Source organism: Verrucomicrobiia bacterium (genome assembly GCA_035946615.1).
Taxonomy (GTDB): domain Bacteria; phylum Verrucomicrobiota; class Verrucomicrobiia; order Limisphaerales; family UBA8199; genus DASYZB01.
Genome location: DASYZB010000142.1, coordinates 38,649 through 54,521, shown reverse-complemented (window position 1 = coordinate 54,521; position 15,873 = coordinate 38,649). Strand labels below are relative to the sequence as shown.

Genomic DNA, 15,873 nt, shown 5'->3' with positions numbered 1-15,873 from the left:
GTAACCGAGGGGCTGAACTCGAAAATCCAGAGTCTCAAGTCCGCTGCCCGAGGCTTTCGCAACTTTCACAACTACCGGATTCGTATCCTGTTCTTCTGCGGAAAGCTCAATCTCTACCCACTATGATCCCCGTAGAAACCGGATATAGGATTGCACTCGCTCGTACTGCTTCTGTGTGACCATAGGTCCGATGGCAGTCTTTCGGTCGGCCGGGTCGCCGACTGGAAAGGCGGGCATGGCATCCAAGATTGCTCGCTTGACTTCGTCGAGCCGGTTCTTCGGCACGAGGAGCCGGGCCCCTGCGTCGCATGCTTGGCCACTGTTGAGAAATCCGATGACGAGCGCATTAGGGATAGCCTTTGTGAGGTCGGCGTCGTCGAGCAGGATATTGGGCGACTTTCCACCAAGTTCGAGCGTGACGCGCTTCATCGTCGTGGCTCCGTCGCGCATGATCGACTTGCCAAGGGAAACCGAGCCCGTAAACGAGATCTTCACCACATCAGGATTGCGCACAAGCTCTGCCCCGACCACATCACCGCGCCCGGTCACAACGTTTCAAAGCCGGTACCTTCTAACCCGTGCAGTTGTGAAGCTGGAACCAGCCCGATAGGCTGACAGCTGGTTCCAGCTTCACTGCCTCGCGAATGCATTCGAGCCACGTTTGCGTTTGCATTGCGCTCAGCTCACTGGGCTTAATGACCGCCGTACAACCGGCGGCGAGGGTGGATGCAAGCTTGGCAGAAAGAAAAAACGAGTTCGCGTTCCAAGGAGTGATCAGGCTGGCAACGCCGACCGGCTCGAAGGTAACTGTCGTCTTGGCTCAACTCCGGGTCAGCGGTAATTCCTGGAGCGCCTTTTCGGCCGCCAGGAACACGTTAGCGCCCGCCTCAATAATCAATCGAGAGAAGGTTTTTGAGGTACGCGTTTTGGGCTTCGAGGAATTTGATGTATTCGCGGTCTAGTGCGGCTTGGGCTTCGGCGCTGACGTTGAAGGTTTCGACGTGGGCCAGGTCCTTGCATCCGCTATCGAGTCTGACCTGCGTTTCACGAGGTTGGATGGAATTGAATTCTACGCTCATATGTATTCGTGTGTGCATTTCATAGGGGAGCCGATTCAAAGAACCGGAAAATCCTGTGAGCCCCTAGACGCGTCCGAACTGCATTTTCAGAACGGCGTGAAGCAATCTTTCACCTGACAATCCCTGCCGACGCTTCCTTCCTCACTAACAAAACGAATTGTTGCAAGTCGCCCTTGTTGACATCGGACACAGCCCAATACTCCATCCCGCCCTGCAGCCAGTGGAGCATATTGTAACCATGCCGTGTCAGGAGATCCTCTTTGGTCGTTACGGTTTGGTTGGCGGGCGAGATGAACAGATTGATGTAATGTTTCCGGCGCTGATATACGACGGCCGCCGTGGGGGAATCGGCCACGTAATCCAATCGCCCGCCGATTAACGGAAAGCCCTCGGCCGTCGGGTCGATTACGGGTGGTCAATAATTCAGTTTGCCGGTGAACCAGGGTTTGACGGTGTGCGGGTCTGCGGAGGCCACATCGAAGAGATGGTTGACCATGAGTGAACGGACGTGGGCGGAGAGGATCTCCTGCACTCTTTGATCCTCCGTCCAGTGTTGAGTCCACAAATGCAAAGTAACAACCGTAACCAAAGCCGCCGCGGCGAATGGAGCAAGCCACACTGGAAGTTTCCAATTCCAAGTCCAGCGCCAAGCGGGACGAGATGTCTCGGCACGCGCAGCTTTTCTGACCGCTGAGCGCACTTTACGTTCTAGGCCGCGGGGCGCATCGAAATAGAGCAATGGGCTGGTGATTGCCGCCCGCAGAGACTGATACTCCTGATGCGCGCGCGAACAAGCGGGGCAGCCCTTGAGGTGCTCTTCGAACTCCACGCGCCGCACTGAGTCCAGTTCAGCGTCGAGATAGGCATGGAGCTGATTTTTTGTGTCTTCGCAGCTCATTTACCCTCCTCTTGGATGAAGCCAATCAGTTGCGTGCGGAGGCGCTCGCGCGCGCGGGCCAACCGAGACATCACCGTGCCCAGCGGTATATTCGCGAGCTGGGAGATTTCATTGTAGGAAAAACCTTCGAGTTCGCGGAGTACGAGGACTTCTCGAAACTCCAGCGGCAGGCTGGCAATGGCTTTGTGCAGCAGCTCATGGTCCGCCTTCTCCAGCAGCAGCCGCCCGTCGGGCCCTCGAGTTTCATCCATGACACCATGCACTTCTTCGTCGAACGGTTCGCTGGTTTCCTCGCCGCGGTTCTGTTTTAGCCAATCGTAAAATACGTTCCGCACGATCCGTAGGAGCCATCCGCGGCTGTGCATGGCGAATTCCTAATTCGTACGTCCAAGGCCACGGACCTGAGGTCGGATATGCTTGCAGGACGGACGTCACTGACCCACCACAACCACCCCACCGACCAACTGCCCAATTTAGGCTCGGGGCAAGAAAGTAACTCCAGGCAACATTGCCTATTGCGCGATTTACGATGGAGATATGCTTCGCCCAATTCTTCACCTAAATCTTCACCTGGCGAGCGCTGGGAGGGCAATAGGCGAGCAATGGCGAGGCGGTGGACGAACGATCGCGAAAAGTGCTTGAACCCTCGTAAAATCAATGTATCCTAGTGCTTGAATTTGAGTGAGTTGCAATCGGAACGGTAAAGGTTCCTCGTTCGATTCCGACCCTCGCCATGCCTGGAGCAAATTCGGCAACGACTGTCCCTCGGACTGAATTAAACCCGATTTTTGACCCCAGTCTTGCGGTTGTTTGATCTCAGTGTCTGCGCGGGAACCTGTCCTTCGGAGGGGTGGTCAGGCACAATTCTCGTACCTTCATCCGAAAACAAATTGCCGACTGGCAGAGCCGCGCGTTGACGCGGATCAGTGTAATGACTCGCCGTCATTTGAATAGTTGAGTGCCGGAGTTGCGCGCTACCGGCAAAGATTCCATTTCGCTTGACGATGGCGTCGCCAAAGAGTTTCCGCAATTCGTGAACTTTCTTCTTCGCATCAATGCCGTTGCTCTCCAACCACTCGATCAGCGTCCGCCAATGCGGTTCACAACGATAGCGGCGATACGTCGTCTCCTTCCATTCCAACGGAGAATCTATTACGAAGCCATCTTGCTCCGGCGCTTTGAAGCTGAGCAGTTCTTTCATCAATGACGGGTCAACATAGACAGTGCCGCCTGAACCGTGCTTGGGCTCGATATACTTGTTGGCTTCGATTCTAATCGAGTTGTCATCGGCGTTCAATTGCGTCCACAGGCAAACAGGCAAACATCAGCTTCCCCTCGGCGAAGACCGGCACAAAGGCACAGGAGGAACAACTTGTACGATTCGGGACTGTGCGCGCGCAACTCATGGCGCGCTTTCGTTACAAGCCCCTCGTACGTGACACCGGCTGGCGCCTGGAACTTCATCGAGCCTGGGCGCTCAAATTTCACCGTCTCAAACCAGTAAACCTCTCGTTCCCCCCGCTGGCCGTCGGGTACTTTGAATTTGGGAACTTTTACGCGGAAGTTCGGTTTGCAAATAATCGCTTCGCTGAAAAGACTTTTCGTGCACCGCAGCCAACTGTTGAAGGAGCGGTTTACTTCGAGCTTCCGTCGCGGATCGCTCCCCGCCCGTTTGAGGCGTAACATCTTATAGTCGGCAACAGCGGCGGGCGTCAGCGCTGAAAGGGGAATTGCGTCAATCTGCTGCCGCCATGCCGTGGCCCCACCTTTCCAGTAGTCGAACCGCGAAGCGTCTGATTTCACTCCTTGGGCGTAAGCCGCGAACTGTCGCAAGCATGAACCGTAATAGCGGAACGTCTTCGGTTTGAGATTCGCCGTTCTTTCCACTTCGGCGAGGAACCCGCCAACGGTCGCGCAATCGTTGCCAATTTCGGCTAATGGCACCAACTGCGGAGCGAGTTCATTGACTGTGGCGGACCAGCCTTTTGCCAGGATGGACAGATAAATATCGCGCGCTTTTACTGCCGCCTCCTCCTTGTTCGCCGTTTCCAAATCGAAACTCTTTCGGATGCCTTTGAAGTGGATGCGGACTGACCATTCGGCAACCTCGAACGCTTTCCCATCGCGCGAATAGGTGCGATGTTCCAGCCGAGATTTCCAATAATTGGCATGAGTCTTCGGGTAAAACCGCTTCGTTGCGGTTTCGGTTGCTGCGGCAGCCGCACCGTTGGAATCGTCAGCGATATTTCCGGCGCTCATGCCCCAATGCCATCAGAAAACCAGAGCGCTCCGGTGTATCAGCCACACAAGATGCGCAAAGCCCACGTAGCTTCAAAAGCCGGGGTTGCTTGGCCAATTCTTGGCCAATTTTTCGGTTTTGGGCGGTTGCAACGAGTTGCGTCGAGTTTAGCCCTCAGGTGTGTAAAGCCTTGAAAACGTGGAGGATTTGCAACTAAATGCAACTTGTTACGACTGGCCAAAACCCTAGTTTTCCGAACTACGGATCAGAAGGTTTCAGGTTCAACTCCTGATGGGTGCGCCACCCAAAAAAAACTTCACCCTTCAAATCACTCGGTAAATCAAGGGTTTTGTCGCGATCAAATAACCGGAATCCGGTGGTCGGCCTCGCGGAAAAAACGGCGCTGACCCCCAAGGTGGGACCGATTATACACAAGCAATATCAGACGGTTTGAATTCCTGGCGCTTGAGACGTTTTCGGCTCCGAAAGGAAAGGACAAACTGTTCGTTCCCTTATGGCGGGACTGCCAGCCCGGAACCTGCGTCCCTGGCCGCCCCGGTGGGATAGTAGCCGTGCCCGCAAACTCGCAACGTTGCAGAGTTGAGACGTTGCAAGCTTGCAAGCAAGCTCCTGTTCTGCTAGAGAGAGATGCATGTTTCAAACCAGTACGCCCGTTGTCGGAAAAGGCTTTCACAACCGAGCCAGCGAGTTGGAAGCCTTATCGCGCAGCATGCAGCGTCTGGTGGCTGGCGAGCCACGATGGATAGCCATCTTGGGACCTCGTAAGATCGGCAAAACGAGCTTGGTGCTCGAGGCGGCCAGGCGTGCGCGCACGGACACCTTGCGGGTCATTACCCTTGACGTACAGGAACAAGGGCCTGCTTCATTGGCGATCTTCCGCCGTTTGGCTTTGGAGGTCCTGGACGCCGCAGTTGGGCGGGAACTGGGCGAATCCCTCGAGAGATTGAGCGGCCACCCTGCAGCTTATCGCAAGCTGCTTCAAAAGTCGGATCGCTTCGGGAGCTTGCCTGACTCACTCCGGAGCGAGCTTCTGGAGCTTGTGGAGGGCGAGATCAATACGCATCGCGCGGGTGCCTGGCTTGATTTGCCGGAGCAACTGGCTGCCCACTTGGGGCTATTCTTCGTTATCGCGCTCGATGAGTTCCAAGAGTTGGAGGGTCTGCGGGCACGAAAGGAGTTCAACGCCTTCATGTTCATGCGCAGCCGTTGGCAGAAGCATAGGAGGGTCAGCTATTTTATCTCGGGTTCAGCGCGGTCTATGCTGCTGAAGCTTGTCCAATCCCAACAGTCACCGTTTTTCCAGCACTTCGCGCTTCAGGAATTGGGGCCGTTCCGCCCTGATGACGCTGTCGATCTATTGCAGCAGGAGAGCGGTCCGGAAAAGCCCATTTCCAGCGAGGTTGCCGAGCTGGCTGTCAAAGCGATCGGTGGCTATCCGTTCTATCTTCAGATGCTGGGTGAGGAGTTGGTCGAGTCGCCAAGCCATCCCAGCCGGTCCTCCCTGAAGACCTCACTGCAAAAGTTGTTGTTTTCACGAACCGGGCGCCTTGCCCTCTATTTCGAAAGCGAATTTCAAAAACTGGTGGGACGCTCGACTTCTTTGGCCGCTACCCTCGACGCCTTGGCAGAGGGGCCGGCGAGCCTGACGGCCATTTCCAGGACCATTGGAGCTTCAACCGGCCCGACGGTCACTTACCTGGAACGTCTGCAGGATGCGGTTGAGCGAACAGCGGAAGGGCTTTACCGCCTCGCCGATCCAACGTTTGGTCTCTGGCTGCGCTGGCGACGCCCCGGCGGAACCATCGTGCCCATGAGTGTGGTGGGCGACGAGGCCGAAAAATCGGCAGCAGGTGCGCTCTCGGCCATGGGATTCGACCTGGTCTATCAGTCCAAAGGATCTCGGGGCGCCTTCGATTTGTTGGCGACACATGGCGCCCTGCAATTGGGAATCCAAGTCAAGCGGTCTCCGTTGCCGCTCAGATTCAACCGCAACGAATGGTCTAGAATGGTCGCTGAAGGGCGCGGTTTCCGCTGGCATTGGATTGTTGCGTCAGTGAGCCCCAGCGGAGAGGTGAACATGCTCGATCCGACCAAAGCTTCCGTGAAAAAGGGCATCACCCTATCGGGGAGAGCCGTGATTTCCAATCTTTTGCTGTGGCTGGACCAAAAGGGACCCGTTGCCTAAGTAATTACCACAATTTGCGCTGTGGATGGCGGTGTGGAAGCGAGGCGGGGTCATCTGGAACCCCCGTTATCAAAATCATGTTTCCGGTATAACCCACAAAGGCCTGGAAAATGAACTCGAGCCAGTATCCGAGCCAGTCGCCAAATTTCAGATAATTTCGCAGTGAGCGATGATCGCCGGCCGTCGAAACGGATTGACGCTCGAAGAATTTCTCCCACACGTGCCGGCTGCTGTTCCTGAACACATAGGGCGTGTTCAAGGTCACGAACCGGTTGGAGGACTCAATAAGCGACGGCAACAGCCGGGCGTACCAGATTTCTCCTTTGCCACCGGCATATCCGCTGCTGTTCCAACATCGAAGCTACCGCTTGCCCGCGATGTCCCATAGCTTGAGTCCGGGTGCGCCGACATCCATCACCTCGTAGAATGAGCAGTAGGAATCGTTCAAGGCGGCCATGGCCTTTTGGACATACTCGTATTCACCCGCGTGCTGGATATAGTGGACAAATAATTCGCCAAGAGTCGCGCCGGAGTAGCCATCTTGCGCATCGAGCACCATCCAGCCGGCGAAGAAAGCTGACGTCACCGGGCTCATCGGGGGATAGCTCGGCATGTATTTGTCTTGAAGGTCGGCCAGCTGATTATTGAACGGAACCAGATCGAGAATAACCAGAACCTGCGAAGCGAAATCGTTCGCCATATTGAGGGCGGCGGCATACGCGTGGAAGCTCGGATCGCCCGGCTTCCTATTGGCGTACGTTCCCGCGTGGATGGAGCGCAAGAGTTTCAGGTCGGCTTGACCGCCGTCGAATGTGAAACGATGGCCGAGGACTTTCGTCAGCAGCTTATCGGTTTTGCCCGCTCGCTGGTTGCCTCCCTTGAGCATATCGTCCATTAAGTCCGCCGCGATCTCTGGGCCACGAAGCCGGACTCATCCCCAAGATGGAAAACGATTCTCCCGGTCAATCTTCCGCCTTCCGGTTCCGCCCACCCTCGGCCCGAAACTTCGTCGCCTTCATCAAAGCCCTCGAAAGAGAAACTCACGCGCTTGCCCGAGGGGTCTTGCCTCCAATCCAAATTGGCCTCCACTGCACCAAAGGAAAATTGACCCCGCCCACCACTCGCAAAAGTAATGTGGCCGGGTGCTACCAAATCCACAAATTCCTGCTCCCACTGCTCCATTTCCACAATCCGCCATCGCCCGACAAACGAGGATTTCATACAATCAATAGCGGCTAATCTCTCTATCCCGCCTGCCACTTCGGCGAAGCGTTCGCGCTTTTCCAAGACGATTCGAAACATGTTTCGATCCCTCGCCGACGGTGGCAGCATGAGCTTCGCATTCACTCATAGCACGAGGTTAGCAAAAGGTGTGTTGGCCGCAAGACTCAGCCGGGCCAGGGGGATCCGTGCTGCGCCCGCTTCACCGGAGTCTCGCTTTTCATTGGATTGTAGGCTTAAATGCGCCCGGCCGGTTCCTCTATAGCGAAGACATACGACCGGAGAACTCGCTCTCGGCTGTCCGAGATGAAGACCATGAACCTTCTGTTCTCTGCTGCCTCCCGGTAAACCTGGCGCGTTTCCTCCCTTGTTCGTTTGGTCAAATCAGCGATGTAAGGCAAGGCAGGATAGGCAAGGACGACCTTTTCGCGAAGGCGATATTCAATGATGGGCTTAATGTCTTTGAAATCGTTGTAGGCCCGCAGGATTGTTGGCCAAATTTTTCCCAGGTGGCGCAGGTACACATCCTTAACTTTGCTCGATTTTCGCTTGCCCACGGGCCGCTTGCTCATGGAACCATCCTGGTGGAAGGGACGTGGATTATCCAGCAACATCGTGGTTGGCTTGGCCACCCTGCCGGGTTACCACCCAAGGCGCTTGACCGGCCTTCCGCGCGCAGACACGATACGACCGATGAGTGACGAATGCTCAAATCGAGCCGTGCCGTGGATAACCGAGGAAGGCTCTCTGGACGCGGCCAAGTTCCCCATTGACGGAATCTTGCAACAAGCCGTGGAGAGTGACCAAAGGAAGTTTGAATCGGGCGTGGCGATCCTGCGGCTGATGCATGGCAGCGGTCGAAAAGAGGCCGGCGTGTTTCTTATGGGCTTGTTGGCCGCCAGCGACGAAAACTGGGAGCGGCGCCTGACAATCGTGGAGGCGCTGCGCGACGTCCAAACGGAGGCCTGTGCCCGTCTGCTGTTCACCGAGCTTCGACGCGTAAAAAGCTCCAACACTACGCGACAGTACCTGAGCGGCATCATTAAATCGCTGGCTGCTATGCCTGCCGAACTGGTTGAGGAAGAGTTTCTGGCTCTCGCAATGGACTCCTCGTTCTCCCATAGGATGAGAAGCAAGTTCAAGGAGGCGACTGGCGGTAACGCGGATTTTCCGGCTCGGTGGAGTTGAGCGGAGTTGACCCAACCCTCGCTTTCTCACTGCGTTTGACTGAGTTTTGGGTGGGACACATTTTACACGCGGGGTCGGCACCGGATACCTGCCGATACCCGCCGCTGACTTTCATAAGCTTTTGGCAGCACGCAACCTTGCCCGAAAAATCGCTTCAATGTTTGACTACGGATCAGAAGGTTTCAGGTTCAACTCCTGATGGGTGCGCCAGTCCATCAATGACTTACGTAAGCCGCCCACCATCCCTCTCCGTCGAGTAGTTTCACGAGGATTGAATGAATCGCCACAGTCAATGATGTCGTCTCCCCGAATCTTGAGTAAAGCGAGCCGAGCTGCGGAACGAACCGAGGCATCAGGGTCCGATGTTGCTTTTTGGAGTTGGGGTATGGCGTCGGCAGCCCGGCGACCGATACGCCCAAGGGCCAGGGCAGCGGCAGAACGCACTTCCAAAGACTTATCACCCAGAGCCCTGGCCAGTGTCTCAATAACGGGCTTCCGGGCAAAACGGTCGGCGCCGAGTTCTTCTAAGGCTTCCTTCCGTGCAGTGGTTGATGAAGCGTTTGCCTGGTCCAACAGCGCCGGCACTGCCGCTATCAGAGAAGGGTAAACTGAATCAAATGCTCTAGCCCCAGCTTCGCGGGCGCGAGCATCCCCATGCTCGATCGCTTCCATTAGGGCTGGAATTGCGGGCAGACCAATAGTGGATAAACTGTGGGATGCGGAAGACACGACCTGCTCGTTTGTGTCCTGGAGCCGTGCAATGAGAGCCGGCACTGCAGGCGCAGCCCTTGGGCCGATTTGGCCTAAAGCAAAGGCCGCGGCGCGCCGCACCATGACATCGGGAGCTTTCAGAGCCTCGATGAGCGCAGGCACCGAATCCTGGCCAATGCTACCCAGGGCTGAAGCCGCCTCCCAGCGGACGCGCCCTTCCTTTTCCCGCAACGCCTTGGCCAGAGGATAAACCGCAGCGTTGGCCTGACTGCCAAGGATGCCAAGCCCATGCGCACCGGCCTCCCGATACACGAACGCATCAGGCTGGAGCACCTTTCGTGGAACCAAACCGCGCCATGGCGACCCCAGGCTCGGTGTAAGAGACCGCAGTCTCGTTCCTAAAAAAGACCGGTGATATTGCAATAGACCGAGCAACTCGGGGACCGCACGCTGACCCATGGATTTCAGGGCGCGCGTCGCGAGTGGGTCTCCCGAATTCGCGCGCAACGCCCATTCGGTTACAGTGTTGCCCTGGTAGGTTGGGCGGCTGGAATGCGGGACAGACACCAAAAGGCCAGCCAGGATTATGGTTCCCACGAGACCTAGACCGATAGACAGGCGCCTTTTCACGGCTACTCTTTAGTCGTTTCCATCATCCGCTCGCGGAACAGAGAATTCAAGGGAGAGTTCAGAGACTGGTCAAGAGACTCCTTACGTACGTCGTCTCCTACATCGGGCGCGAGACCTGCGTGTGAAAAAACGCCTCAGATCGAAATGGCGGTTTCGGTGTCCTGGACCTGCAGGTAATCGAGGATGTGTGTCACCGATTCGGCCACTGTCAACTGGTCGGTGCGCAATTCGAGCTCGGGCGTAAGCGGCGCCTCGTACGGGGCGGAGATGCCGGTAAATTCCTTGATCTCTTTCGCGCGCGCCTTGGCATAGAGACCTTTGGGGTCGCGCTGCTCGCAAATTTCCAGCGGCGCATTGACAAAGACCTCGATAAAACGGCCTTCGGGAAGAATCTTGCGGACCAGGTCGCGGTCTGCCCGGTATGGAGAAATAAAGGCAGTGATGCAAATCACCCCGGCATCGGCAAATAGTTTCGCCACCTCGCCGATGCGCCGGATGTTCTCGGCGCGGTCTTTGGGGGAAAAACCGAGGTCCGCCCCGAGGCCATGGCGGATATTGTCGCCATCCAGCACATAGGCGTGCCGCCCGAGCGCGAACAGCTCGCGTTCGAGTTCGGTGGCGATGGTAGATTTGCCGGCACTCGACAGGCCAGTCAGCCAGATGACGCAGCCGCGATGGCCGTTGCGCAGTTCGCGCTGGCGCGTGGTTATCTTGCCCAGGCTCCAGTAGATATTGTTGCTCTTATTGGCCGAGTCATGAGTCCGGCGCGGGTAATTGCCCGGGGCAATGATGCCGCCACCCGCCACGTCGAAACCATCGACAATAACAAAGCGGCCTGTAGAAACGATCTCGGAGTGGATGTCAAAGGCAACCGGCTTTTTCGTATGGAGCGTCAACTCGGCCACTTCATGCCGGCCCACAAACCTATCCGTCTCTTGGCGCGAAACGGGTTCCAATGAGGAAGCGTCGATGATTTTTTCTATCGATTCGATATGGCAATCAACCTCCTGGGTGGCCAGCTTGAGCTTGTAAGCCTTGCCGGGTTTGAAGGGTTGTTTGCCCAGCCAAAACAGGCGCGCCTTGAAGCTCGACAGCTCGAAGGGCGGCGCGGATTCGAGGGCCGCAATCGCCCCGCGCGCCACGAAGATTTGTTCGGCCAAGGTGATTCCAATCGATTCGCCCGCCGACGCGGTGTCGCTGGCTGGCGCATTCCAGCGTTCGATGGTTTTAACTGCGCTGGTTTTGTTGGTTGGGGAGAATACGAGCCGATCGCCGACTTTGATTGTGCCGGACTCGATGCGCCCGGCCAGAACGCGGCGGTGATCGAACCGATACACATCCTGTATCGGCAGCCGCAGCGGCTGGTGTTTGGGCAACTCGGCAACCTGAAACTCGTCCAAGGTCTCGAGCACCGTCGGGCCGCGCCACCAGGGGGTGTTGGCGCTGCGCGTAGCGATGTTGTCTCCGTGCCTGGCGGCGATTGGGATAAAAACTTTGGGCTCGACGCCCACCGTCTTCAGCCAGGCCCGATACTCGGCCTCGATCTGGTTGAACCGCGCCTGGCTGTAGGCTTGCAGGTCCATCTTGTTGACCAGCACTGCAATCTGCCGGATGCCCAGCAGGTTCAACAGGTAACCGTGCCGGCGCGAGTTCTCCTGCACGCCTTCGTGGGCGTCGATGAGCAGCAGCGCCGCCTCGGCGTTGGCCGCCCCGGTGACCATGTTCTTCAGGAATTCCTTGTGCCCGGGCGCATCGATGATGACGTACTGGCGGCGGCGTGTTTGAAACCAAATCTGGGCTGTGTCGATCGTAATATTTTGGTCGCGCTCAGACTGCAGGGCATCCATCAGGTTGGCCCACTCGAAAGGGACCCCGCGGCGCTCGGCGATTTTCTGGAGTTGTTCGAGCTTGCCGTCGGGCAACGAGCCGGTGTCGTGAAAGAGCCGGCCAACAAAGGTCGATTTGCCATGGTCCACATGGCCGACAATGACGATCTTAAGCTGCTCGCTGGGAACGCTGCCGTTGGAAGAAATCATTTTTAGTTATCGCTCACATGTAGCCGTCGCGGCGCAGTTTCTCGAAGGCGTCTTCGCTCTCTTTATCCTGGGCGCGGCCAGCCCGTTCCGGGGTTTTGGTATGGCGCAGTTCTTCGATGATGTCGCGCACGGTCCTGGCGTTTGATTTGATCGGGAACGTGCACGGGGCGCACCCGAGACTGCGGTAGCGTTCGCCCTTTGCATTCGCAAAATAGAGGGGGATGACCGGGATTTGCTCGCGTTCGATGTACTCCCAGACATTCAGCTCGGTCCAATGCAACAGCGGGTGAATGCGGATATGGGTTCCTTTATCAAAATCGGTTTTGAACTGGTCCCAAAGCTCGGGGGGCTGGTCTTCGACATTCCATTCCATGTTCTTGTCGCGGGGGCTGAAGTAGCGCTCTTTGGCCCGGGTCGGTTCTTCATCGCGGCGCACCCCCACAATGACCCCGGTGAAGTGGTGTTTGTCCAGGACCTCTTTGAGGGCGTCTTTCTTGAGGGTGCCGCAGCATTCGACACGCGTGGCTTTGCCGTTGGGGTAAGTGACACCGCTCTTGAGGACGGCCTCGTTCTTGCCCACCACCAACTGCAGGTTCCAATCCTTAACCAACTGGTCGCGATACTGGATCATCGACTCGATCTTATAGGTCGTATCGACGTGCACGAGCGGGAAGGGCACATGGCCCAGAAAGGCCTTGCGCGCCAGCCACAGCAGCACGGTCGAGTCTTTGCCGATGCTCCAGAGCATCGCCAGGTTATCAAACTTATTAAAAGCCTCCCGCAGGATGTAAATGCTTTGGTTTTCGAGTTTTGATAAATAATCCATGGTCAAATCTGGAAATCGATCTTCTTGGGCATGAAGGTGTGGATGCCGCACTCGACTTTGTTAAACCCGGTCCAGCGGCCAGCGCGTTCATTCTCGCCATTGGCGGCGCGGCGCGTGCAAGGCTGGCATCCGATCGAACCGTAGCCCTGGAGGTGCAACGGGTTGTAGGGAATCTGATGGGCGCGCAGGTAATCCCAAACGGCCTCACGTGTCCAATTGGCCATCGGATTGAGTTTCACGATGTCCTGCCCTGAGGCCTCGTCAAAGGCATACAGCTCGATGATTCCAATGCCGGCGCGGGTGTCGGATTGCTGGCGGCGCAAGCCGGTAATCCAGCAATCGAGTTCGGACAACTTATCCCGCAGCGGCAGGACCTTGCGAATTGTGCAGCACAGGTCTGGGTCGCGCTTCCATAATTCCGGCCCGTTAATATCGGCCTGTTCCGCAACAGTTAAGTCGGGTTCAAGCGATTCAATGGTCAGTCCGAAAAAGTCTTCGAGCCGTTTTTTCAAAGCAATCGTTTCCGGAAAAAGCAGGCCCGTATCCAGGGTGAATACAGGCAAAGGCAATCCATCCTTCTTCGCCAGATGGATCATCACCAGACCGGCCCCTTGAAAACTAGTGCCGATGGCAGCCCGGTTGCCGAATCGGCGCCAGCCCCATTCAAGGATTTGCTCGGTCCGTTGCTGATTGAACTGCTCGTTTAGCCAACGGACCTCCGCGGGCGTAAGTTTCTGGACTGCGCTTTGCAAGATGGTCCTGTAAATTGAAGCGGTTAATGCGCCGGTTGGCCGGCCAGCGCCGGTTCGGCCCAGATAACACGCCGGCAGAAATCACCCAACCGCTCGACCGGCTGGCGCTCTTGAAGATAGCGGACCAGCACCGCTCGGACTTCGGCGATGAGGTCATCGCTCTTCACGGAGTCCTTATAGACCCGGTTGAGCCGGGTGCTGGCCTCATTGCCGCCAAGATAAATCTGGTATTTGTTGGGCCCTTTGCCGACAAAGGCGATCTCAGCCGTGTAAGGCCGGGCGCAGCCGTTTGGGCAGCCGGTCATCCGGACAATGAGTTCCTCTTGGGGAATGTTTAATTCCGCTTGGAGCCGCTCGATCTGGGTCAGAATGCCGGGCAGGACTCGTTCGGATTCTGCCAGCGCCAGGCCGCACGTAGGCAAGGCGGGGCAGGCCATCGAGGCCAGGCGCGTGCGGCTGAATGGATTCGCCACTGAAACGCCATGTTCGGCCAGTGTTTGTTCAATTGCGGCGCGCTGTTCCGGCTTCACATTCACCAGCAGAATGTTTTGCGACGGAGTCAAGCGCACCTCGGGCTTGAACTGTTCGATGACTCGTCGCAGACCGGACTTGAGGCGGTAACCGTCGAAATCTTTGATGCGGCCATTCTCGACGAAGAGCCCGAGGAAAAAGTTGCCGTTGGTCTGCTGATTCCAACCGAGCAAGTCGCCTTGTTTGGTGAACTGGAATGGCCGGGCGGGTTCGACCTTGATGCCCGTTCGCTGCTCCAGTTCAATACGGAACCAATCCACTCCACGCTCTTCGATGATATATTTCAGCCGGGCATGTTTCCGATTGGTCCGGTCTCCAAAGTCGCGGTGAATGGTAATGACCGCTTTGGTCATGACTTCCAGGTGCTCAGGGCGGATAAACCCCACCACATCCGCAAGGCGGGGGAAGGTCTGCGCGTTGCCGTGGGACATCCCCAAGCCGCCCCCTGCCAGGAGATTGTAGCCGGCCAACCGCCCTGGCTCTTCGATTACTATGTAGCCCAAGTCATTGGTGAATACATCCACGTCGTTCAGCGGTGGGATGGCAAAACAGGTCTTAAACTTGCGCGGCAGATACGTTTTGCCGTAGAGCGGGTCAACAAACTCGGCGCTGCTTTCGGTCGTGAGGTCCAATTCCTTGCCCTCAATCCATATTGTGTGATAGGCCGGCGTCTTGGGCGCCAGTTTGCCCGAAAGCGCTCGCGCCTCAGCCAGGACTTGGTCCACCAGCGGACTGGTGGCAGGCGTGGGTGGTGCCATCACGTTGCGCTCGACATCGCCGCAGGCCGCAATCGTCGTTACCAGCGCCTCGTTCAAATGCTTCATGCTTTGGCGCAAATTCCCTTTGAGAATGCCATGGAATTGGAAGTCCTGCCGGGTCGTTATCCGCATGGTATTGTTCCCGTATTGGCCGGTTAATTCGTCGCACGCCACGTACTGTGGAGCGCTCAGCACACCCCCAGGAAATTTCGTGCGCACCATCAGCATGTAATGCTTGCCTATTTTCCGCTGGTCCCGATCATCCTGCTGATAAATCCCATGAAACTTCAGAAACTCGTAATCGTCCTCCGAAAAACGGTCTGTGGCAGAATCTGCCAATGTTTGAGCGATTGTCCCGCAAAGCAGCGGATTATTTTCCTTAAGTCCCTCATTGCGAGCGAGTTTAATAGATTGACTTGCTGAAATCATAAGTTAGTTGCCTATGTTAGTAATGATTCTCCGATCTCCGTCTGCTTTTGTCAACTGGAGTTTGCCAAAAAAGCGGCGGGAGCGCATCTCATATCTTTCAGCGGTGGGGTCTCCAATAGGAACGTTCAGTGGCGTTGAATTGGCGGCCAATGGTTAGAGTGGAAGGACCTCCAAAAGCGTTAGAGGACTACCGCAGTCCAAGATGCTTCGCGCACTCTGGTACGTTAATGCCAGTGATGCCGGGGATTGCATGGCGTTTTCATGGCACCCGTCCTGCTTCTCCTGATACGAGCATAGTCGAAAACAAATCTGCTGCTATGAATGACCTCGGGCACTGCCCAAATTCCGGCGTGGGTCTGCCGGCTCCTG

General features: G+C 56.6%; 20 protein-coding genes and 1 tRNA gene. 4 read left to right on the top strand and 17 right to left on the bottom strand.

Annotated elements, in window-relative coordinates; all coding sequences use genetic code 11:
• Nucleotides 1-126 (top strand): transposase (locus VG146_20670; GenBank protein ID HEV2394772.1); only part of this gene is annotated, 126 nt, incomplete at its 5' end.
• Here the strand turns inward: VG146_20670 and VG146_20665 are convergent.
• From VG146_20665 to VG146_20630, 8 genes are all read right to left on the bottom strand, one after another.
• Nucleotides 121-549, bottom strand: a complete 429-nt coding sequence (locus VG146_20665; protein ID HEV2394771.1) for an aldehyde dehydrogenase family protein — start codon at nt 547-549, stop codon at nt 121-123. The genes VG146_20670 and VG146_20665 overlap by 6 nt on opposite strands.
• Nucleotides 550-571: 22 nt before the next feature.
• The gene (locus VG146_20660) at nt 572-775 is read right to left on the bottom strand and encodes an aldehyde dehydrogenase family protein (GenBank protein HEV2394770.1); all 204 of its coding nucleotides are present in this window, start codon (nt 773-775) and stop codon (nt 572-574) included.
• 112 nt (nt 776-887) lie between these two features.
• Nucleotides 888-1,079, bottom strand: coding sequence for a hypothetical protein (locus VG146_20655; GenBank protein ID HEV2394769.1), 192 nt, complete (start codon nt 1,077-1,079; stop codon nt 888-890).
• A 109-nt stretch (nt 1,080-1,188) separates the two neighbouring features.
• Entirely contained in the window at nt 1,189-1,434 is a 246-nt protein-coding gene (locus VG146_20650) for a hypothetical protein (protein HEV2394768.1), read from the bottom strand.
• A gap of 60 nt (nt 1,435-1,494) precedes the next feature.
• Nucleotides 1,495-1,977 (bottom strand): zf-HC2 domain-containing protein, encoded by a 483-nt coding sequence (locus tag VG146_20645; protein HEV2394767.1) that lies wholly within the window; start codon nt 1,975-1,977, stop codon nt 1,495-1,497.
• On the bottom strand, nt 1,974-2,342 hold the full coding sequence (locus VG146_20640) for a sigma-70 family RNA polymerase sigma factor (GenBank protein HEV2394766.1): 369 nt from the start codon (nt 2,340-2,342) through the stop codon (nt 1,974-1,976). The genes VG146_20645 and VG146_20640 overlap by 4 nt, the downstream gene beginning before the upstream one ends.
• Before the next feature lie 410 nt (nt 2,343-2,752).
• Nucleotides 2,753-3,178: a hypothetical protein gene (locus VG146_20635; GenBank protein ID HEV2394765.1), complete on the bottom strand. Its 426-nt coding sequence runs from the start codon at nt 3,176-3,178 to the stop codon at nt 2,753-2,755.
• A 92-nt stretch (nt 3,179-3,270) separates the two neighbouring features.
• Nucleotides 3,271-4,236: a hypothetical protein gene (locus VG146_20630; GenBank protein ID HEV2394764.1), complete on the bottom strand. Its 966-nt coding sequence runs from the start codon at nt 4,234-4,236 to the stop codon at nt 3,271-3,273.
• A gap of 199 nt (nt 4,237-4,435) precedes the next feature.
• Between VG146_20630 and VG146_20625 the strand changes: the two genes are divergently transcribed.
• A tRNA-Gly gene (locus VG146_20625) sits at nt 4,436-4,519 on the top strand.
• Nucleotides 4,520-4,868: 349 nt separating this feature from the next.
• Nucleotides 4,869-6,422, top strand: a complete 1,554-nt coding sequence (locus VG146_20620) for an ATP-binding protein (GenBank protein HEV2394763.1) — start codon at nt 4,869-4,871, stop codon at nt 6,420-6,422.
• Between the two features lie 4 nt (nt 6,423-6,426).
• Here the strand turns inward: VG146_20620 and VG146_20615 are convergent, their stop codons facing one another.
• The 4 genes from VG146_20615 to VG146_20600 form a co-directional block, all read right to left on the bottom strand.
• The gene (locus VG146_20615; GenBank protein HEV2394762.1) at nt 6,427-6,720 is read right to left on the bottom strand and encodes a hypothetical protein; all 294 of its coding nucleotides are present in this window, start codon (nt 6,718-6,720) and stop codon (nt 6,427-6,429) included.
• A 63-nt stretch (nt 6,721-6,783) separates the two neighbouring features.
• Nucleotides 6,784-7,317, bottom strand: coding sequence for a hypothetical protein (locus tag VG146_20610; GenBank protein ID HEV2394761.1), 534 nt, complete (start codon nt 7,315-7,317; stop codon nt 6,784-6,786).
• Nucleotides 7,317-7,724 (bottom strand): hypothetical protein, encoded by a 408-nt coding sequence (locus VG146_20605; GenBank protein ID HEV2394760.1) that lies wholly within the window; start codon nt 7,722-7,724, stop codon nt 7,317-7,319. The genes VG146_20610 and VG146_20605 overlap by 1 nt, the downstream gene beginning before the upstream one ends.
• A 155-nt stretch (nt 7,725-7,879) precedes the next feature.
• Nucleotides 7,880-8,275, bottom strand: a complete 396-nt coding sequence (locus VG146_20600) for a hypothetical protein (GenBank protein HEV2394759.1) — start codon at nt 8,273-8,275, stop codon at nt 7,880-7,882.
• A gap of 25 nt (nt 8,276-8,300) precedes the next feature.
• On the opposite strand from VG146_20600, the gene VG146_20595 reads away from it, so the two are divergent.
• Complete coding sequence (locus tag VG146_20595) at nt 8,301-8,831, top strand: hypothetical protein (GenBank protein ID HEV2394758.1); 531 nt, start codon at nt 8,301-8,303, stop codon at nt 8,829-8,831.
• Nucleotides 8,832-8,996: 165 nt separating this feature from the next.
• Here VG146_20595 and VG146_20590 read toward each other — a convergent pair whose 3' ends face one another.
• The 5 genes from VG146_20590 to VG146_20570 all read right to left on the bottom strand — a co-directional run bounded on the left by VG146_20590 (nt 8,997) and on the right by VG146_20570 (nt 15,504).
• Nucleotides 8,997-10,172 (bottom strand): HEAT repeat domain-containing protein, encoded by a 1,176-nt coding sequence (locus tag VG146_20590; protein HEV2394757.1) that lies wholly within the window; start codon nt 10,170-10,172, stop codon nt 8,997-8,999.
• 134 nt (nt 10,173-10,306) lie between these two features.
• The gene (cysC, locus tag VG146_20585; protein HEV2394756.1) at nt 10,307-12,208 is read right to left on the bottom strand and encodes an adenylyl-sulfate kinase; all 1,902 of its coding nucleotides are present in this window, start codon (nt 12,206-12,208) and stop codon (nt 10,307-10,309) included.
• Nucleotides 12,209-12,221: 13 nt separating this feature from the next.
• The gene (cysD, locus tag VG146_20580) at nt 12,222-13,034 is read right to left on the bottom strand and encodes a sulfate adenylyltransferase subunit CysD (protein HEV2394755.1); all 813 of its coding nucleotides are present in this window, start codon (nt 13,032-13,034) and stop codon (nt 12,222-12,224) included.
• Nucleotides 13,035-13,036: 2 nt separating this feature from the next.
• Entirely contained in the window at nt 13,037-13,786 is a 750-nt protein-coding gene (locus tag VG146_20575; protein ID HEV2394754.1) for a phosphoadenylyl-sulfate reductase, read from the bottom strand.
• Nucleotides 13,787-13,809: 23 nt separating this feature from the next.
• Nucleotides 13,810-15,504 (bottom strand): NADPH-dependent assimilatory sulfite reductase hemoprotein subunit, encoded by a 1,695-nt coding sequence (locus VG146_20570; protein ID HEV2394753.1) that lies wholly within the window; start codon nt 15,502-15,504, stop codon nt 13,810-13,812.
• Nucleotides 15,505-15,873 lie beyond the last annotated feature (369 nt).